An 18951-nucleotide genomic window follows, 5' to 3' on the forward strand; every position below is an offset into this window, starting at 1 on the left:
CTTCACGCTGCACGTGTGTTGGCCGTCTTCGTTACTTGGCCCATCTATGGGCCTCACCTCTGCGAGGCCGCTGCAAGCAGCGTTCAAAATGGTTTACAACCCATTTGTTGCTCAGTTGCCGCTTTCCTGCAACTCGAATTATTTTGGGTCTGTTTATGGTAATCACCTTGTTGAGTAATAACTCACTGTAATTAATCTCGATTTATCCTTTATAAAGGTATTTGTATGGAACAGAAAGTGGTTAGCATTGGCGATATCAAGGTAGCGAACGACCTACCTTTCGTGCTATTTGGCGGCATGAACGTGCTTGAGTCTCGTGATTTGGCGATGCGCATCTGCGAGCATTACGTGACCGTCACCCAAAAGCTGGGAATTCCTTACGTCTTTAAAGCCTCGTTCGACAAAGCCAACCGTTCTTCAATTCATTCTTACCGTGGCCCTGGTTTGGACGAAGGGATGAAAATTTTTCAGGAATTGAAACAGACATTTGGCGTAAAAGTGATCACCGATGTTCATGAAATAAGCCAGTGTCAGCCCGTTGCGGAAGTCGTTGATGTTATCCAATTACCCGCATTTCTGGCACGCCAAACTGATTTAGTCGAAGCTATGGCGCGTACCGGCGCGGTTATTAACGTGAAGAAACCTCAGTTTGTTAGCCCCGGCCAGATGGGCAATATCGTCGAGAAATTCAAAGAAGCCGGTAATGACCAGGTTATTCTTTGCGATCGCGGTAGCAACTTCGGTTATGACAATTTGGTTGTTGATATGTTGGGCATCAATGTGATGGTCAATGCTACTGGCGGTCATCCGGTTATTTTCGACGTGACCCATGCGTTGCAATGCCGTGACCCGTTTGGCTCAGCATCTGGCGGCCGCCGTGCGCAAGTGGCTGAATTGGCCCGTGCAGGTATGGCAGTAGGTTTGGCTGGGTTGTTTATTGAAGCACACCCTGAGCCAAACAGTGCTAAATGTGATGGCCCGTCAGCATTGCCATTAGACAAGTTGGAGCCGTTCCTGGTGCAGATGAAAGCTATCGACGATTTAGTGAAAAGCTTCCCAGAACTGGATACCAGCAAGTAATTCACTCTCCTGCGTCCTTGACGTTGTCGTGGTGGATAAATAAAAAGGCAGCTATGTAAGCTGCCTTTTTTGATCGTGATAATGGTTATTTAGCGGCTAATCTTGCCAATGCTTCCGGTAGTGAGCCATAGAAACTCAACTTACCTTCAATAGCTTGCACGCGCGCTCTTGCCAGCGTTTTTAGCGGTTGGAAAGGGATATCCGTGATGATGAGCTGCTGATCCTCGTCTAAGGCCTCTGTGAAGCGCAGAAACGCATTCAAGCCCCCTGCATCCAGAACCGGGACTGCATCCCATTGCAAAATGATCGTGTGGTAATTTTCGCAGCGGCTCAATAACTCGCTAAATATCCGTTCAGCGGCAGCGAAAAACAGCGGCCCGTTTACCCGCAATACTAGCGTTTTGTCACCCACATCTGTAGGTATCTCACTTAGGCGCGTCATGCGTGCAATGCGGCGCATAAACAGCAGTGAGGCCAACACGATACCCACCGTGATTGCTATCACCATATCGAATAACACCGTCAGGCTCATACACAGCAGCATCACGATAATGTCGTCTTTTGGCCCTCGACGTAGTAGGTTGACCACTTTATGGGCCTCGCTCATGTTCCAGGCCACAATTAATAGCAAGGAAGCCATTGCTGCCAGGGGGAGATAAGACAACATCGGTGCCAGAACCAATAAGGCCAATAACACTAATAAGGCATGGATAATAGCCGACACCGGCGAGGTGGCCCCAGCGCGGACGTTGGCTGCCGACCTTGCAATCGCCGCTGTGGCGGTAATACCCCCAAAGAACGGCGCGACCATATTACCCAAACCTTGACCGACTAACTCACTGTTTGAATGATGTTTTTGCCCGGTCATCCCATCAAGAACCACCGCGCATAATAGCGACTCGATTGCCCCGAGCATTGCCATTGAAAAGGCAGCGGGTAGCAGTGCTGACAGTGTGGCCCAGTTGAGGACAAACTCTTGTCCATTGGCGGCAGGGAGGTGCCAGGGCAAGACAAACTGTGGCAAAATGGGCGGGATACCCTGGCCTTGAGTTCCGTCAGCCAATAAATAGCCAAAACGTGAGCCAATAGTGGCGACCTGATGGTCAAATAGTGACAATACTCCCATTACCGCCGTGCCAGCTACGAGCGCAGGTAAGTGACCCGGTAACTTTAGTTTTAACCGCGGCCAAAGAATTAATACCATCAAGGTAACGGCAGCAATTAAAGTATCACTGAAGTTGATGGTTGGCATTGCTTGCACCAGCGCAGCCACTTTACCGGCATAAGTTTCTGGCACTTCCGCTAGATGTAAGCCAAAGAAATCTTTCACTTGCATCGTGGCAATGGTGATACCAATTCCCGAGGTGAAGCCGAGGGTGACTGACAGCGGAATATATTCAATTAAACGTCCTAGCCTTCCCAGCCCCATACACAATAAAAATACACCGGAGAGTAATGTCGCCAGTAATAAACCGGCTAAACCAAATTGTTGTGATACGGGATAAAGAATAACCACAAAGGCTGCGGTAGGGCCGGACACGCTATAACGGGAGCCTCCACTGACTGCAATAACAATCCCGGCGATAGCCGAAGTATATAAGCCGTACTGTGGGGGAACACCACTGGCAATTGCCAGTGCCATAGCCAGTGGAATGGCAATAATACCGACCGTAACACCGGCAATTATATCTTTTATAAAGCGTTGAAGAGTATAGGTTTCTCGCCAGCAAGCGTCAATTATCGCGCTGAACGGCCTAATGCCGTTAATTCCGTGCGTTTTCATCTAAGGTGCAAACCAAATAAAGAAAAGACAAAATAAATGGCGGGCCAATAAGGGTCCGTCTCGAGTAGCAGACAACCACGATACGCCAATTAGCAGGATGAGATCTAGATGTATATCAATCTCTGACAGAAATGTAGATAACTAGCCGTTTTATAAAGGGGTTTAAATCAACAGATTCATGCCAGGCAAGGCCATTTTGCGTATGATTTAATGGAAAATCACTATTATCATCGGTAGCGTCTTTTTTCAGCATCAGATGTGAGAAACCGAGTAATAAGCTTTAAGTTCAGAAAAACTGACCACCTGAGCCAGAATTAAGTGATTTGGCGATATCTTGTTACCCAACGATTAGGCTTAGCCCCATAATGAAATTCTCAGACCTATCCTAAAAATTGTGTAAATGCCTATCTCGCCGCTAAGATTTAGGTTAGAAACTATCAATCTCTGCTTAATAACCAAAGGTTCTGATGAATAATTTCAGATTAGAATGTGACTTAATTTGCGTGAAAAATTGGCAGTGTCAATGCTGGTTAAAATCAACCCTGAAAAATCAAAGGGCTGACGCTACGCCATGAGTGAATTAGATTCTTTGTTAATGTTATATCAAGATGCTTGTGTAACCTATGCCACACTCTCTATCTGTTATTTTTCCCTCAGTAAAAACAGTGCGTTTTCCTATAATGGAGAGGTTTGGAAACGTATTCTTTTTGGTCTGGTCTCGGGGCTGGTTTCACTTTACCTCAATCAAGATAAATGGATTATTTCTGGCTCTTTCTTCTACAGTTTCGAGTTGATCCCCATTATTTTGGTTACATTTTATGGCGGTTGGCTAAGCGGCTTAACTGCACTGGTGATAAATTTTACGTTTACCGGTTGGGCCACTTTAGACAACCTATTAATAGCAATCGTTTTTATTCCACTCTTGTTCTCCAAAGTATGGGAGAACAAGAGTAATCGTATTTTTTATATCACTATTATCTTAATCGCTGTTTATCGAATTTTTACTGCGACTTTATTGGCTCCCAATACACATACTTTGACACAGGTTGTGGTGTATCAATTGTGTTCTGCTCTTTGTTTAGCTATTTGTTATCACGCACTAAACTTTAAAGAACGACATATTTATGCTTACTTTGCGATGAAGAGTCGGGCTAATATCGACAAACTAACCCAGTTGAACAACCGGGCAAGTGTTGAATATCGGCTGGCGACCATTCATAGCACTCGGCAGGCATGTGGTTTATTGATTTTGGATCTCGACCATTTTAAATTGGTTAACGATACCTACGGCCATGATGGGGGAGACATTCTGTTAACTGAGGTTGGCAGGTTATTGATGTCAGTAACTAGAGATGAGGATTTTGTGGGGCGTTACGGTGGTGAAGAATTTATTATTATTACACATAGCCATGACCCACAAACTATTAAAGCAGTAGCCGAGCGAATTCGGCAGTGTGTTGAAAACTTAGAAGTACAATTAGCCGATGGACGAAAAATTAAGGCGACAACCTCAATAGGGGCGTCTCTGTATTTACCTGGAATGTCGATGTTAAAAGCATTGAAAATGACCGATGAAGCGTTGTATCAGGCCAAGGGGCAAGGTCGGAATCGGGTGGTTTATAGCCGATTAATGCCATTTTCTCCATTGGGTGATCGTATAGTGAAAGACCGGCGTCGACGCTCTTTTTAATCAACAGATCCCGGTATGTGAGCCAAAGAAAAAGGCCCTGACTTTCGTCAGAGCCTTTCGCTCGAATATGGCGGTGAGAGAGGGGTTCGAACCCTCGATACACTTACGCGTATACACACTTTCCAGGCGTGCTCCTTCAGCCACTCAGACACCTCACCGTTTGTTACCGCGCTATGCACTGCAACGGGGCGGTACTATAGTGAGCGGCAGACAGATGGTCAAGCAGTATTTACCTGTCGCTTATCATCTGGTTATTCCGCGCGCATATAGGGTGAATCACAAACAAATTATGTTTGTTTAATGCCAATATCTTGCCGCGGCAGGGGAGTCGACCATCACATAATCTGCTCCCAGATATTCAGCTATTTGGTAGTCTTCATTCGAATTTATACCTATCAGCAGTATTTTAGTACTGTGGTTCCGCTTAAAGCAGGTCATGGCTTGTGGGCTCCAAACTAATTGCGCTCGTGATGTGCCTCTGCCGAGGGTGAATTTCTCAACGACTTTCACATCGCGCCTTAATTCGAAAGCATGATATTTATCTGAGTGACTACTCAATTGTTTGCTGTGGTTTTTAGGCATTTTACAGTCATTTGCCATAACGGCATTGGCGAGAATTTTTCGGGTCAAATTCCGTGTCTCAAATTTATTCAACTCCTTGGGTAACGCATCCAGATATTCTGTTTGGGTAGAATAAAATCTTACTCTTTCACTGGATTCTGTTTCTTTTATTATTTTTCCAAGTATTGCAGCAATAACCTTTGGATTAGCATCGGGTGATTTAATATCAAGGAAAAATTCCGTATGAGGATAAGACAGAATTACTTGTTGCAATGAGGGTATTTTTACTCCTCGGCCACGGAAGATATACTGGTCTTGGAGTTTATAGTGATAAGCAGCATCTAATAATGTTAACTGTTGCCAAGTATAGCTTGATACTGGCCCACTACCGTTAGTCAGAGTATTAAGATCACTGGGGCGATATAATACGGGAACCTCATCTTTAGTCAGTTGAATACTGAGCCAGATAACGTTGGCTTCATTTTCTATCGCCTTTTCAATGGCCTGTCGAGTATTTTCTGGGTAATCAGCGGTACCCCCTCGATGAGCGACTATCAAGGGGGAGGCCAATGAATTTTGCAGATAAAATAGAAGTGATAATAAAAGAAAAGATATTTTCATATTGTATGCCCTTGTGGTGTATATCTCAGAGTCGAAATACTCAACACGTTGTAACATGTGATGATAAAGGGCAGCATAATCAATTAATGATAAACGCTATTTGTCATTGCTGGGTGGCTTATTGTTTTATCTTAATATGGATTTAACACAGTGATGAGGTTAGTACTGCCGTACGCTAGAATGCTTGGAAAGCAGTACATTATAAATAGCAGAAATGAAAAAAGCCCACGAATCTCATGGGCTTTTCACTTTAATATGGCGGTGAGGGAGGGGTTCGAACCCTCGATACGCTTACACGTATACACACTTTCCAGGCGTGCTCCTTCAGCCACTCAGACACCTCACCGTGTTACTTCTCTACTGTCATCCGCCGCGTTTACGTGGTCGACCGGCGTAATGTAGGCAAAAGTGTGCCCAGCGTCAACCCTCTTATGCATGCTTTGTTACTGTTTAGCGAAAGTTCCCGCAGTTTGCTGATTTCATCGGCATTTCGTGCGAGTAGCACTTGCATCTGCGCGTTAATCGCGGAAGTCTATTCAGTACTTTCGTAAGGAGCTGGCAAGTAATGAATATTATTTTTTACCATCCATTCTTTGATGCAAAACAGTGGTTGTCAGGGCTACAGTCGCGTTTACCTACAGCGAATATCCGGCAATGGCGGCGTGGTGACACGCAATCTGCGGATTATGCGCTGGTTTGGCAGCCGCCTCAGGAAATGCTTGCCAGCCGTGTTGAATTGAAAGGGATTTTTGCTTTGGGTGCGGGGGTGGATGCTATCTTGGATCAAGAGCGGCGTCATCCTGGGACATTACCTGCTGGAGTGCCGTTGGTTCGGTTGGAAGATGCCGGAATGTCGTTGCAGATGCAGGAATATGTGGTTGCGACGGTATTACGCTATTTTCGCCGCATGGATGAATATCAACTGCAACAACAGCAGAAACTGTGGCAACCACTGGAGCCGCATCAGCACGATAAATTCACGATAGGTATCCTGGGCGCAGGCGTGTTAGGGAAAAGTGTTGCTCACAAATTGGTCGAGTTTGGTTTTACCGTTCGTTGTTGGAGCCGCACACCCAAAAATATTGATGGTGTTACCAGCTTTGCCGGTCAAGAAAAATTGCCAGCATTCATTAAAGGGACACAATTGCTGATTAACCTGTTGCCTAATACCCCAGAGACTGCCGGTATCCTTAATCAGTCACTCTTTTCACAATTAAATGCCAATGCATATATCATCAATATTGCTCGGGGAGCGCATTTGTTAGAGCGAGATTTATTAGCTGCAATGAGTACGGGTCAAATAGCCGCCGCAACATTAGATGTGTTTGCTGAAGAGCCTTTGCCTTCGATGCACCCTTTCTGGAGCCATCCTCGGATTACTATTACCCCACATATTGCTGCTATCACTTTACCAGACGTGGCAATGGATCAGGTGGTTGCCAATATCCAGAGCCTCGAAGCGGGAAGGGAACCGGTTGGATTAGTTGATGTGAGCCGAGGTTATTGATTTAAGCATTTCCACAGCTTGATGGGGTTAACAATAGCTGGCAAGGTTTTAGCGCTGCTGATGAGAAGAATTCCTGCTATCATTAGCGGACTATGCTTTGCCTGCAAAAAAGCTATCCCGCCTCAAAAGACTTTGTGGAGTAGTCATGTATCCTGTTGATTTACATATGCATACCATTGCCAGCACCCATGCTTACAGTACCCTGCACGATTATATCGCCGAAGCTAAGCTAAAAAATATCAAACTGTTCGCCATTACTGACCATGGCCCAGATATGGCTGATGCTCCCCATTATTGGCACTTTATGAACATGCAAGTATGGCCGAGGCTGGTTGATGGCGTAGGGATTTTGCGTGGTATTGAAGCCAATATTAAAAATTTGGCAGGTGACATCGATTGTACTGGCCCGATGCTTGATGCTATCGATTTGTTGATCGCCGGTTTCCATGAGCCAGTGTTCCCGCCGCAAGATAGAATGGCTAATACCCAAGCGATGATAGCCACTATGGCGCAGGGGAATGTGCATATCATTAGCCACCCGGGGAATCCTAAGTATCCAGTTGATATTAAAGCGATTTCCGAAGCTGCAGCACATTACAATGTTGCGCTAGAATTGAACAACTCATCATTTACACATTCACGTAAGGGGAGCGAAGCGAATTGCCGGGCAATTGCTGAAGCGGTGCGGGATGCGGGTGGATGGCTAGCCTTGGGATCGGATTCCCATATTGCTTATTCACTGGGGATTTTTGAGCATTGTGAGCGCATTATTGCTGAAGTGGATTTTCCGCAAGAGCGTATCTTAAATGTTAGCCCACGGCGCTTACTGAATTACCTCGAGCAGCGTGGTCGCCCACCGATACCCGAGTTAGCCGATCTGTGATTTTTTGTGACACTGTCACAACTTTAATTTCAAAAAATAAGTTAAAAATACATAAGAAACAGGATGTTAAAAATGAACGATTTTTCTCTGATGTGTCGCATCTTGGGATCACTTTTTTATCGCCCGCCTCAAGACCCACTGTTGGAGCCTCTTTTTACCTTGATAAGCCAGGGAAAATTGGAGCAGCATTGGCCGCTAGAACAAAGTGAGTTACTGGCGCGTTTGCAACAAGATTATCAGCCCGAAGCTCTGGTTGCTGATTATAACGCTCTGTTCGTTGGTGACGAACGCAGTGTTTCACCTTATGGGGCCGATTATGAAGATGCTCGCTCAGAAGCAGAAGTTAGAGCTTTTCTTCAGCAACGTGGTATGCCACTAGGTGAAGGGCCCACTGACCACTTTGGCGGTTTATTACTTGCAGCTTCCTGGCTTGAAGATCAAGCAGCTGAAGATGAAGTGGCGGCACAAATTGAACTGTTTAACGACTATTTACTGCCTTGGTGTGGCCGTTTCCTTGGCAAAGTAGAAGCTCATGCCACCAGTGGTTTTTATCGCACTTTGGCACAGTTGAGTCGCGAGGCATTACAAGCTATGTGGGATGAATTGTCAGAAAGTTGTGACACGGAGGAGTAATCTCCCCCGTCATCATCATCAATGTAAATTAAATGCTCTGTGCCAATTAGTCCGTTAGTGGGATGACTAATTGGCCCGGTTTTACTTCTAAACCTTTTGCCAGTTTTTTCGCCATGGCTTCCGCTTTACTCTTTTCGCCATCCAGCACATACACGGGTTGCTGATCAAAATAAGATTTCAGTGACTGATTCAAATATGGCGTCAGTGCTTTCATCACTGAATTCATTTTCTCCGGTGTCACTTTGTAGTCTGTCAATTCCATATCTTTTAGGAAGATAGCGCCTTTTTCGCGATCAAATGTTGGCTGAGCTTTTAAGGTTAATATCATATCAGCTGTTTGCGGGCCAAGAATCGATGAAATATCCACTTTGGCATTGCCGGTTAATGTGACTTTGCCGGGTTCAGCGCGACCAATCTGACTTTGCAATTGTGTCAAAGTGATATGTGCATCAACCAGTCCTGGGATACCAATCTGTTTTTCATAGTTATTATGTTTTTGCAGATAATCATTAACTTCTTGTTCGCTCAGGGTGTACTGAGTCAATTGGTTGCAGCCGACCAGTATCGCAGTCATCACCAGCGCCGCTGCGCCCCACATTAATTTATTCATTAAAGCCTCGTAACAATATGTGCAACAACATTAAACAAAATGAATTTGCTTAATAGTAACCGGTTAATTTGCTGTTTTGTATTATTTACCGCGTTTGTTCAACAGCGGTTTGGGTTGGGGAATAGTGGAGCAGAGTTTAGTCATTGCCAATCAGATAACCCTGAATCCAATATTGAGTGGACAAAAGGAAGACTCGCCGGAGAAGGCCGATCCGGCGAGAGACAGGCTAGCTACCACTCAACATGGCTGACTCAATACGGCGTTGATTGAATTGCCAGTACAGCCCAACGAGCGTCATTAAACCAATAATGCCAAGCAGGAACCAAGGTAATTCCGGCATTTCCAATGTTCGGCCGGTATCATACATCCAACCCCCACCGGTATAGCCTAATGCCCCCCCCAGCGCCAGCCCAAGGCGGCTAAACCCCATATAGCTTCCCCGTGCCCGTGAATCAGCCAGTGAAGCACTCAGTGTTTCTCTGGCGGGTTCGGCAATAATTGAGCCTATATAGAAGAAGCAAATAAACATAAATAAGGTTTGCAGATGGGAAATCAGGCCCACTGGGAACAAGCTTAATGTCATTATCAGCAAACCAAACATGAGACGCTGCTCAAGGCGAAAACGTTTCTCACTCCAACGTGCAATGGGGTACAGCAATGTCAGTGAGATTGCGGCCTCAATGGCATACATCCATTTGACGGCGGCAGGTGAACCGGCAATTTCATTGACCACAATCGGCAGCATTAGCATGACTTGTACTGATAGCATGTAATAACCGGTCAATGTGAGTACATAGGTGACAAAACGGCGGTCACGCAGCACGCGCATTAAGCCTTCTTTCATTGGCGCGCGCACCGTCGATATTCGATAAGCCGGTAGCAACCAGAGGTTCCAGCCTGCGGCCAATATAAAGATAAATGCACCTGTCCAGCAGACAAAATGGAAGTCATATTGCAGTAGCCAACTCCCTATCAGTGCGCCGATAACCGCGCCAGCGCTGTCTTGCATCATCAACAGGGAGTAGAAACGGCCACGCTCATGAGGGCGGGTTAACTTGATAACCAAAGCCGTGCGCGGAGGGTCAAATAGGGTTCCCCCTAAGCCAGAGAGTGCGCAGGCCAACAATAATATCCAGGGTTCATCTGCCATCGCCATAAACGCGAAGCCCGCAGCGCGCATCAACATGCCAGTGACTATCATGGGTTTAGCGCCAAAACGGTCAGCGATAGCACCACCGAAGATCCCGAGCCCTTGCTGAACTAACTGCCTTAATCCTAAAGCAAGGCCAACCAGCACCGCAGCCCAACCCAATTGATCGACAAATCGGATAGAAATAAGGGGGAAAACGACGAAGAAGCCCAATACAACTAATAAGTTATCAAGCAATAAAAAGTACTTACCCAAGCTACGAGCTTGCGAGACCAAGGCCATGCTTCACCGTCAGAAATCAAAAAAGAGGAAATAGAAAATACGCCCATAGTCTGTACCCAAATTGTCAGAAACGATAGAGGCTAGATTGATAATATTTTTTTATCGTCAATACGTTACCTCATAGACAATTTCATAATAAAATGCATTTTTGCTCTTTAGTTGCGTAATTTTGCTGTATTTATGGGGGCAAAGAATACAGCTGCGGTTTTACCTGGCAGCCAGACAACAGGTATATTGAATAAAAAAATTGCTGCTAAATTAAGTGCAACGCATAGCCCAAGGGGAGCAGATGTTCGGCTATCATTCAGCAACACCTAAAATACGCCTTACAACAGACCGTATGTCATTACGGCTGGTTAATGAGCGTGATGCTTATCGCATGGCGGAATATTACGCCGAAAATCAGGCGTTTCTCAAACCATGGGAGCCGGTGCGCGATCAAAGTCACTGCATGCCTTCAGGGTGGCAGGCGAGGCTCGGAATGATTATGGAGCTGCAAAAACAGGGCAGCGCTTACTATTTTATTTTGTTAGATCCAGAAGAAAAAGAAGTCCGTGGGGTGGCGAATTTTAGCAATGTGCTGCGCGGTTCTTTTCATGCCTGTTTTCTCGGTTATTCATTAGGCGAACGCTGGCAGGGTCAGGGGCTGATGTTTGAAGCTCTGCAACCCTTGATTCGTTATATGCAGCGGCAAGAGCGAATGCACCGTATCATGGCTAACTATATGCCGCATAATCATCGCAGCGGTAACTTGCTTGAACGGCTTGGATTTGAACGCGAAGGCTACGCCAAAGACTACTTACTGATTGACGGTCAATGGCGCGATCATGTGCTAACGGCTTTGACTAACCAAGAATGGACGCCAACTCGCTGAGGTCAGGATGAAACACAGTTTAAATGCACAAGAAGCCAGAGTGATTGGCTGTTTGCTGGAGAAACAAGTGACAACGCCGGAGCAATATCCGATGTCACTTAATGGCGTGACCATCGCCTGTAATCAGAAAACCAACCGTGAACCGGTGATGGAGTTATCTGAATCAGAAGTGCAACAAACGCTCGATTTCTTGCTAAAAAAACACCTTATCCGCACTCAAAGTGGCAATCGGGTGATGAAATATGAGCACCGTTTTTGCAATTCTGAGTTTGGCAATCTTAAGTTCTCTCCTGCTGAATTTGCTGTCATTACCACACTATTATTGCGCGGCGCGCAGACTCCGGGGGAGTTGCGCACTCGCACCAGCCGGCTGTATGAGTTTGCGGATGTCGCTGAAACAGAACAGGTTCTCACTCAGTTATCCTTACGCGAAGATGGGCCATTTGTGGTGCGCTTAGCTCGTGAACCCGGGAAACGAGAAAGTCGCTTTATGCATCTATTCAGTGGTGATGTTGCGCCAACCTCCTCGGCAGAAGAAAGTGCGCCAGAGGGGGATAGTGCCCTTGAAGCCCGAGTTGCTCAGCTGGAGCAGCAAGTTATTGCGCTGACTCGCCGCTTAGACGAAGTGTTGATACAACTGGACGATTAATTTAATAAGGGTGCTATGAAACAGCTCAGTGTTGATAAAAAACTGCGAGTTGGCATTGTGGGTCTTGGCGGTATAGCGCAAAAAGCTTATTTACCCATATTGGCTCAAGCGCAAGACTGGCAATTGGTAGGGGCGTTTTCTCCTAATCAAATAAAAGCACAACCGGTATGTGACAGCTATCGCATGAGGTATTTCTCTCGGCTGGATACATTAGCGGCTGAATGTGATGCCATTTTTGTCCACAGCAGTACCGCCAGCCATTTTCAGGTAGTGAGTGAGCTATTGCAGGCCGGTATTCATGTTTATGTCGATAAACCCTTGGCCGAAACGCTGGAGCAATCTGAGCAATTGATCGCTCTGGCGGCAAAGCAAAAACTGGCGCTAATGGTGGGTTTTAATCGCCGTTTTGCACCTTTGTATCAACAGCTTAAACAGCAAATGATTCACCCTGCGTCTCTGCGTATGGAGAAGCATCGGCACAACAGTATCGGGCCAAAGGATGTTCGCTTTACCTTGCTTGATGATTACCTGCATGTGGTGGATACCGCGCTGTGGCTTGGCGGCGCTGCAGCAAAACTTATCACTGGCACGGTGCAAACAAACGCACAAGGGCAGATGTTATATGCCGAACACCATTTCCAAGCTGGCAATGCTCGGATAACCACCAGTATGCACCGCCAGGCGGGAACGCAGCGCGAAAGTGTGCAGGCTGTTAGCCCTGGCGCCTGCTATCAGATTACTGACATGCGCCAGTGGCAGCAGGAGTCCGAGGGGCAAGTAATAAACTTACCTGCGCCTGGTTGGCAAACGACGTTGGAGCAACGAGGGTTTAGTGGTGCTGTTCATCACTTTATTACCGCGGTCAGTAACCAAACTGCGCCACAAGTCTCAGGTGAAGAGGCCATCCTTGCGCAGCGAATGATAGAAATTCTGTTACAACAGCAGGTAGCGGAATAACCTGCCAGTACTGGTACACTCCCAAGCTCATCTCAATCGTGGTGAGGCGATACTCGAAATAATTCGAGTTGCAGCGGCCTCGCAGAGGCGGGGCCCATGGGCGGGCCGAGTCATGACCGCAACCAACACGTATGCCACTTGAAGTATGACGAGTATACATTGGGTAGAAGCCGCGCCTGCTGACAGCAGGCGTTGATATTTACAGCATATTTAAAAAACAGATCGGAAAACAGATCAGAAAAACCTATGAATCTATTGAAATCACTGGCAGCCGTCAGTTCTATGACCATGTTTTCCCGCGTATTGGGTTTTGCTCGTGATGCGATTGTCGCGCGGGTTTTTGGCGCAGGCATGGCAACAGACGCCTTTTTTGTGGCATTTAAATTGCCTAATTTATTACGGCGCATCTTTGCTGAGGGGGCATTCTCGCAGGCTTTTGTGCCAATTTTGGCTGAATATAAAAGCCAGCAAGGTGAAGAAGCAACACGGACATTTGTGGCGTATGTCTCCGGCTTACTAACGCTGATTCTGGCGGTGGTCACGGTATTGGGGATGCTGGCCGCACCTTGGGTTATTTTTATTACTGCGCCCGGGTTTACCGATACACCAGACAAGTTTGCGTTAACTTCGGCACTGCTGCGGGTGACTTTCCCCTATATATTGCTGATTTCATTGGCCTCGCTGGTAGGGGCGATTCTTAATACCTGGAACCGTTTCTCTATCCCGGCCTTTGCGCCGACCTTTCTGAATATCAGCATGATAGGTTTTGCTCTCTTCGCTGCACCTTATTTTAACCCGCCAGTCATGGCGCTGGCTTGGGCGGTGGTGGTCGGCGGGGTATTACAATTGGGCTATCAACTGCCTCATCTGAAAAAGATAGGGATGCTGGTGTTACCTCGGTTGTCATTGCGTGATGCCGGTGTTTGGCGGGTGATGCGCCAAATGGGGCCCGCGATTCTCGGGGTGTCAGTGAGCCAGATCTCCCTGATTATCAATACTATTTTTGCTTCGTTCCTGGTCTCAGGTTCGGTGTCATGGATGTATTATGCTGACCGTTTAATGGAGTTCCCCTCTGGGGTACTGGGTGTAGCATTGGGTACTATCTTGTTGCCTTCACTGGCCAAAAGTTTCTCCAGTGGCAACCATGATGAATACTCTAAATTGATGGATTGGGGCCTGCGGCTCTGCTTCTTGCTAGCATTGCCCAGTGCAGTGGCCTTGGGCATTCTCGCTAAGCCTCTGGTTGTTTCATTATTCCAATACGGGAAATTCAGCGCTTTCGATGCACTGATGACACAACGTGCACTGGTGGCTTATTCCGTCGGGTTAATGGGGCTCATTGTGGTGAAGGTGCTGGCTCCCGGTTTTTACTCACGCCAGAACATTAAAACCCCGGTTAAAATTGCCATTATTACGCTGATAATAACCCAAGTAATGAATCTGATATTTATCGGGCCGCTTAAACATGCCGGCTTATCACTGTCGATTGGTTTGGGTGCCTGCCTAAATGCCAGCTTGTTATATTGGCAGTTGCGTAAGCAGCAAATTTTCCACCCGCAACCGGGTTGGGCGGCATTTCTGACTAAATTAGTGATTGGCGTCGTGGTGATGTCCGTGGTGTTGTTGGGATTATTATGGGTGATGCCAGCCTGGGATGTCGGTGGCATGGCTTATCGCCTGCTACGGCTTTCTGCTGTTGTCATTGCGGGGGTTATTGCCTACTTTGCAGCACTTGCTTTGCTTGGATTTAAATTGCGCGATTTTGCTCGCAGAACGAACTGATTTTTTAGTAAAAAAAAAGGCCCTGAGGGGCCTTTTTTGTGTTGTCGTAATAAAAATCACATGCGCTCAACAGTTTGAATACCTAAGGTATCCAGACCTTGCTTGAGGGTTTTTGCTGTCAGCATGGCTAATTTTAGGCGGCTTTGGCGACTCTCTTCACTTTCCGCATTCAGGATTTGGCAATGCTCGTAGAAACTGGAGAATAAACCAGCCAGATCATACAAATAAGAGCACATCACATGCGGTGTCCCTTCACGAGCCACAGTAGTAATGACCTCTTCAAACTGCAACAGACGTGTTGCCAGTGCGGCTTCGCGGTCTTCTGTAATCACTAACGGCAAGGTCAGACTGCTTTCATCAATACCGGCACGTTTAAAGACTGAAACCACTCGGGTATAAGCATATTGCATGTAAGGCGCAGTATTGCCATCCAACGCCAGCATGTTATCCCAGTCGAAGATATAGTCCGTGGTGCGGCTTTTTGACAAATCGGCATATTTCACGGCACCAATGCCGACGGCGTCCACCACTTGCTTGAGCTCATCCGCAGGCATATCCGGGTTTTTCTCGGCAATCAGTTTACCCGCGCGCTCGATAGCTTCATCCAGCAAATCAGAGAGTTTTACCGTGCCGCCGGAGCGGGTTTTAAATGGCTTGCCATCTTTACCCAGCATCATGCCAAACATATGGTGCTCTAGTGGCACAGACTCTGGCACATAACCGGCTTTGCGCACGATAGTCCAGGCTTGCATCAGGTGCTGGTGCTGACGGCTATCGATGTAATACAACACGCGGTCTGCACCCAGCGTTTCATAGCGGTATTTGGCGCAGGCGATGTCGGTGGTGGTGTAGAGGTAACCGCCATCCTTTTTCTGGATAATGACGCCCATCGGCTCGCCATCTTTGTTTTTGTATTCATCCAGATACACAACTGTCGCGCCTTCACTTTCCACTGCCAGCCCTTTGGCTTTCAGATCAGCCACAATACCCGGCAACATCGCGTTATACAGGCTTTCACCCATCACATCGTCTTTGGTCAGGGTGACATTCAGGCGGTCGTAAGCAATCTGGTTTTGCGCCATGGTGATATCCACCAATTTACGCCACATCTGACGGCAATATTCGTCACCGCTTTGCAGTTTCACCACATAAGCGCGGGCGCGTTGGGCAAATTCTTCATCTTCATCATAGGTTTTTTTGGCTTGCTGATAGAAAAGCTCCAAATCCGATAAGCCCATGTCACTGGCATTCTCGTTTTGCATTTTTTCCAGATAAGCAATCAGCATACCGAACTGGGTGCCCCAATCGCCGACGTGGTTGGCGCGAATAACACGGTGGCCTAAGAACTCTAAAGTTCGTGCCGCTGCATCACCGATGATGGTCGAACGCAGGTGGCCGACGTGCATCTGTTTGGCCACATTCGGAGCGGAGTAGTCAATCACGATAGTTTGTGGCTCAACCGGCTGCACGCCCAGTTTCGGTGCTTTCAGTGCCTCGTCAACTTTGCTGGCAACCCATTGGCGGTCAAGAAAAATATTGATAAAACCGGGGCCGGCAATCTCGATTTTGCTGGCAATGCCGTCAAGGTTGAGTTGTTCAATGACTTTTTCTGCCAGTTGTCGGGGTTGCATGCCAAGTTTTTTGGCAATGGCCATGACGCCGTTAGCTTGATAATCGCCAAATTGTGCTTTAGCCGATTGGCGAACTTGAGGTTCGCTCCCTGCTGGAGCACCTGCTGCAATCAGCGCCTGGCTGACTTTATCTGAGAGAAGAGCCTGAATATTCACCGGGTTACCTTAATTACGCACAAAAAACACATTAATGACGCACACGAGCATCTCTGTGTCAGTTAATCCACACGGGGCCAAATAACCACATCGTACAAGCAGAGGACGGGTTTAGCAGAACGTGAGTCACAAGATGGCAGGATTTATACCATATTTGACCCGCGACGTCAGCATCAGGCCGGAGGTTACTGTAGCAAATTGATCAACAGAATATTTTATTAGCACAGGTGGCCCCGGCAGCACAAATCAGTTATATCCGTCATACTGCAAGCTGCATGAGTGTTAGTTAGCACCGCCATGAGTCTCGCCCTACGGGCTAACATAAATGCTGTTCAAATAGGTTCTCGACCGATTTGTTTCTCAGTTGCCGCCTGCCCGCAACGCGAATTATTTAGGGATGGATTAAATATGGCTGATTAGCACTAATAACTGTAGATTATGTCCGCTTAAATACGCGGAATAACAGTTTAATAGGAGAATAAATGAGCAGCCTGAAAGGTATCGTCGAATTATCGGACTTATTAACAGACTTGCCGCGCTTTGAACAAAAACTGGTTATTTTCGCGGCTAAATTAAATCTGGATTTGACACAATTCAGCGCTGACCATATTTCATTGCGTTGTCATCAAACAGAAACGGCACAACGCTGGCGTCGTGGTTTACAACAATGTGGCCATTTGATGTCCGAGACACAAATTAATGGTCGGCCAATTTGCTTGTTCGATTTAACCCCAGCGCTGGTTATTGGGCCCTGGCAAATAGACTGTGTTGAGTTACCCTATCCGGGGAAAACGCATTATCCACATGAAGGATGGGAGCATGTGGAGCTGGTTCTGTCCGGCGACTCACAAACCTTGATGCAGCGCGCCCGTGCCTTATTACCTGCAACCTTGCCAGATGGAGTGACTATCAAGTTTAGCTCTCCACAAGGGGAGCATGAGAGGTTAGCCAATCCGACTTTGGCGGTGAGTGATGGCGAAGTCACTATTAAGTTTCACCCCTATACTTTGCGGCAAATTATAGATAGTGAGCGCAATGGCTAACGTATATGGGTTATTTATTTCAATACCGACTATCACTTATGGTTATCACTGTGACTGACATCTACTTGTGGATCCCAAATGAGTGCCATAGTGAATGCTTCGGCCAGCGGGATTAAATTTTTTTAGCTTGAGATCATTATTCGGCAGTTTATTTATTCAACAGTAGAATTATTAAATTATCATTTATATGCCCATAAATAATTAGGGTATGACTGCCGCAGTGGCATCCGTCAAACGGGGGAAGAGAATGACTACATTGGAAATATGTTGCTATAGCGTCGATTGCGCACAGATAGCAGAAAAGGCAGGAGCCGACCGGATTGAATTATGCTGCGGTCAGTCCGAGGGAGGCTTAACGCCGAGTATTGGTGCGTTAATGCAGGCCAGGGAGACGGTCACCATTCCGGTGCATCCGATTGTCCGCCCGCGCGGCGGCGATTTTTGCTACAACGATAATGAGTTTGCCATCATTAAGAATGATATTGCCCGTATTCGCGATATGGGTTTTGCGGGTGTGGTGGTGGGCATTCTGGATGTTGACGGCCACATTGATTTGCCTAGGATGCGGGAGATTATGTCCATCAGTGGATCATTGGCGGTCACTTTCCATCGTGCATTTGATATGTGTCAGAACCCAATGATTGCCTTGCAGCAATTGGCGGATCTGAATGTGGCGCGGATTTTAACCTCAGGCCAGCAGCAGAATGCTGAGTTGGGGTTGGCATTATTATCAAATTTAGTCCTGGCCACTCAGCGTCAAGGGCCGGTTATTATGGCCGGAGCCGGTGTTCGCACCGCCAACATACAAAAATTTATTGATATTGGCATCCGTGAACTGCACAGTTCTGCTGGTCGAACGGTACCTTCAACCATGAAATACCGGAAAGCGGGCGTAACCATGTGCGCAGACAGTGATGTTGATGAGTTTGCTCATTATTGTGTCGATGGTGAAGTGGTCAAAGACATGAAGAATTTGTTGGAAATGATGGGAGCGCCGTTGTCTCAACCCGCTTAGTTTTTTGTGTATCTAAGTGACGACGTTGTTAGTACCCCGGCCAA

Annotated in this window: 16 protein-coding genes and 2 tRNA genes; 11 read left to right on the forward strand and 7 right to left on the reverse strand. The window is 46.9% G+C overall.

Features of this window, described 5'->3' with window-relative positions:
• The first annotated feature begins 225 nt into the window (after positions 1 to 225).
• Positions 226 to 1080 (forward strand): 3-deoxy-8-phosphooctulonate synthase, encoded by an 855-nt coding sequence (gene kdsA / locus DX162_RS15325; protein WP_004390731.1) that lies wholly within the window; start codon positions 226 to 228, stop codon positions 1078 to 1080.
• An 85-nt stretch (positions 1081 to 1165) separates the two neighbouring features.
• Here the strand turns inward: kdsA and dauA are convergent, their stop codons facing one another.
• Entirely contained in the window at positions 1166 to 2863 is a 1698-nt protein-coding gene (gene dauA / locus DX162_RS15330) for a C4-dicarboxylic acid transporter DauA (RefSeq protein WP_004390727.1), read from the reverse strand.
• Between the two features lie 571 nt (positions 2864 to 3434).
• Between dauA and DX162_RS15335 the strand changes: the two genes are divergently transcribed.
• The gene (locus DX162_RS15335; protein WP_004390725.1) at positions 3435 to 4553 is read left to right on the forward strand and encodes a GGDEF domain-containing protein; all 1119 of its coding nucleotides are present in this window, start codon (positions 3435 to 3437) and stop codon (positions 4551 to 4553) included.
• Between the two features lie 68 nt (positions 4554 to 4621).
• On the opposite strand, the gene DX162_RS15340 is transcribed toward DX162_RS15335, so the two are convergent.
• From DX162_RS15340 to DX162_RS15350, 3 genes are all read right to left on the reverse strand, one after another.
• A tRNA-Ser gene (locus tag DX162_RS15340) sits at positions 4622 to 4711 on the reverse strand.
• A gap of 139 nt (positions 4712 to 4850) precedes the next feature.
• Complete coding sequence (locus DX162_RS15345; RefSeq protein WP_032819892.1) at positions 4851 to 5735, reverse strand: glycerophosphodiester phosphodiesterase family protein; 885 nt, start codon at positions 5733 to 5735, stop codon at positions 4851 to 4853.
• Between the two features lie 256 nt (positions 5736 to 5991).
• Positions 5992 to 6081: transfer RNA gene (locus DX162_RS15350), tRNA-Ser, on the reverse strand.
• 219 nt (positions 6082 to 6300) lie between these two features.
• Between DX162_RS15350 and ghrA the strand changes: the two genes are divergently transcribed.
• From ghrA to DX162_RS15365, 3 genes are all read left to right on the forward strand, one after another.
• Complete coding sequence (gene ghrA / locus DX162_RS15355; protein ID WP_004390723.1) at positions 6301 to 7242, forward strand: glyoxylate/hydroxypyruvate reductase GhrA; 942 nt, start codon at positions 6301 to 6303, stop codon at positions 7240 to 7242.
• A 145-nt stretch (positions 7243 to 7387) separates the two neighbouring features.
• Positions 7388 to 8125 (forward strand): phosphatase, encoded by a 738-nt coding sequence (locus tag DX162_RS15360; protein WP_004390722.1) that lies wholly within the window; start codon positions 7388 to 7390, stop codon positions 8123 to 8125.
• A 72-nt stretch (positions 8126 to 8197) separates the two neighbouring features.
• Entirely contained in the window at positions 8198 to 8758 is a 561-nt protein-coding gene (locus tag DX162_RS15365) for a TorD/DmsD family molecular chaperone (protein ID WP_032819925.1), read from the forward strand.
• A 46-nt stretch (positions 8759 to 8804) separates the two neighbouring features.
• On the opposite strand, the gene DX162_RS15370 is transcribed toward DX162_RS15365, so the two are convergent.
• Positions 8805 to 9368, reverse strand: coding sequence for a lipoprotein (locus DX162_RS15370; RefSeq protein WP_004390720.1), 564 nt, complete (start codon positions 9366 to 9368; stop codon positions 8805 to 8807).
• A 226-nt stretch (positions 9369 to 9594) separates the two neighbouring features.
• The gene (mdtH, locus tag DX162_RS15375; protein ID WP_004390718.1) at positions 9595 to 10800 is read right to left on the reverse strand and encodes a multidrug efflux MFS transporter MdtH; all 1206 of its coding nucleotides are present in this window, start codon (positions 10798 to 10800) and stop codon (positions 9595 to 9597) included.
• 289 nt (positions 10801 to 11089) lie between these two features.
• Between mdtH and rimJ the strand changes: the two genes are divergently transcribed.
• The 4 genes from rimJ (at position 11090) to murJ (ending at position 15062) form a co-directional block, all read left to right on the forward strand.
• Positions 11090 to 11674 (forward strand): ribosomal protein S5-alanine N-acetyltransferase, encoded by a 585-nt coding sequence (gene rimJ / locus DX162_RS15380; RefSeq protein ID WP_032819891.1) that lies wholly within the window; start codon positions 11090 to 11092, stop codon positions 11672 to 11674.
• A 7-nt stretch (positions 11675 to 11681) separates the two neighbouring features.
• A complete protein-coding gene (locus tag DX162_RS15385) occupies positions 11682 to 12323 on the forward strand; it encodes a YceH family protein (protein ID WP_004390715.1) in 642 nt (213 codons plus the stop codon).
• A gap of 15 nt (positions 12324 to 12338) precedes the next feature.
• On the forward strand, positions 12339 to 13280 hold the full coding sequence (locus DX162_RS15390) for a Gfo/Idh/MocA family protein (protein WP_004390714.1): 942 nt from the start codon (positions 12339 to 12341) through the stop codon (positions 13278 to 13280).
• 246 nt (positions 13281 to 13526) lie between these two features.
• Complete coding sequence (gene murJ / locus DX162_RS15395; protein ID WP_004390713.1) at positions 13527 to 15062, forward strand: murein biosynthesis integral membrane protein MurJ; 1536 nt, start codon at positions 13527 to 13529, stop codon at positions 15060 to 15062.
• 56 nt (positions 15063 to 15118) lie between these two features.
• Here the strand turns inward: murJ and argS are convergent, their stop codons facing one another.
• Positions 15119 to 16849 (reverse strand): arginine--tRNA ligase, encoded by a 1731-nt coding sequence (gene argS, locus DX162_RS15400; RefSeq protein ID WP_004390712.1) that lies wholly within the window; start codon positions 16847 to 16849, stop codon positions 15119 to 15121.
• Positions 16850 to 17331: 482 nt separating this feature from the next.
• Between argS and DX162_RS15405 the strand changes: the two genes are divergently transcribed.
• Positions 17332 to 17892, forward strand: coding sequence for a VOC family protein (locus DX162_RS15405; RefSeq protein ID WP_004390710.1), 561 nt, complete (start codon positions 17332 to 17334; stop codon positions 17890 to 17892).
• Between the two features lie 247 nt (positions 17893 to 18139).
• Complete coding sequence (gene cutC / locus DX162_RS15410) at positions 18140 to 18907, forward strand: copper homeostasis protein CutC (protein WP_032819890.1); 768 nt, start codon at positions 18140 to 18142, stop codon at positions 18905 to 18907.
• The last annotated feature ends 44 nt before the right edge of the window (positions 18908 to 18951 follow it).

Origin of the sequence: Yersinia kristensenii (assembly GCF_900460525.1) — a bacterium.
GTDB lineage: Bacteria > Pseudomonadota > Gammaproteobacteria > Enterobacterales > Enterobacteriaceae > Yersinia > Yersinia kristensenii.

Bases quoted from the DNA above. Each gene is read 5' to 3' on its own strand.
- cutC (WP_032819890.1), top strand. From the start codon at position 18,140: ATGACTACATTGGAAATATGTTGCTATAGCGTCGATTGCGCACAGATA.
- DX162_RS15370 (WP_004390720.1), bottom strand. From the start codon at position 9,368: ATGAATAAATTAATGTGGGGCGCAGCGGCGCTGGTGATGACTGCGATA.
- DX162_RS15385 (WP_004390715.1), top strand. From the start codon at position 11,682: ATGAAACACAGTTTAAATGCACAAGAAGCCAGAGTGATTGGCTGTTTG.
- mdtH (WP_004390718.1), bottom strand. From the start codon at position 10,800: ATGGCCTTGGTCTCGCAAGCTCGTAGCTTGGGTAAGTACTTTTTATTG.
- DX162_RS15360 (WP_004390722.1), top strand. From the start codon at position 7,388: ATGTATCCTGTTGATTTACATATGCATACCATTGCCAGCACCCATGCT.
- DX162_RS15390 (WP_004390714.1), top strand. From the start codon at position 12,339: ATGAAACAGCTCAGTGTTGATAAAAAACTGCGAGTTGGCATTGTGGGT.
- DX162_RS15345 (WP_032819892.1), bottom strand. From the start codon at position 5,735: ATGAAAATATCTTTTCTTTTATTATCACTTCTATTTTATCTGCAAAAT.
- murJ (WP_004390713.1), top strand. From the start codon at position 13,527: ATGAATCTATTGAAATCACTGGCAGCCGTCAGTTCTATGACCATGTTT.
- dauA (WP_004390727.1), bottom strand. From the start codon at position 2,863: ATGAAAACGCACGGAATTAACGGCATTAGGCCGTTCAGCGCGATAATT.
- kdsA (WP_004390731.1), top strand. From the start codon at position 226: ATGGAACAGAAAGTGGTTAGCATTGGCGATATCAAGGTAGCGAACGAC.
- ghrA (WP_004390723.1), top strand. From the start codon at position 6,301: ATGAATATTATTTTTTACCATCCATTCTTTGATGCAAAACAGTGGTTG.
- DX162_RS15405 (WP_004390710.1), top strand. From the start codon at position 17,332: ATGAGCAGCCTGAAAGGTATCGTCGAATTATCGGACTTATTAACAGAC.
- DX162_RS15335 (WP_004390725.1), top strand. From the start codon at position 3,435: ATGAGTGAATTAGATTCTTTGTTAATGTTATATCAAGATGCTTGTGTA.
- DX162_RS15365 (WP_032819925.1), top strand. From the start codon at position 8,198: ATGAACGATTTTTCTCTGATGTGTCGCATCTTGGGATCACTTTTTTAT.
- rimJ (WP_032819891.1), top strand. From the start codon at position 11,090: ATGTTCGGCTATCATTCAGCAACACCTAAAATACGCCTTACAACAGAC.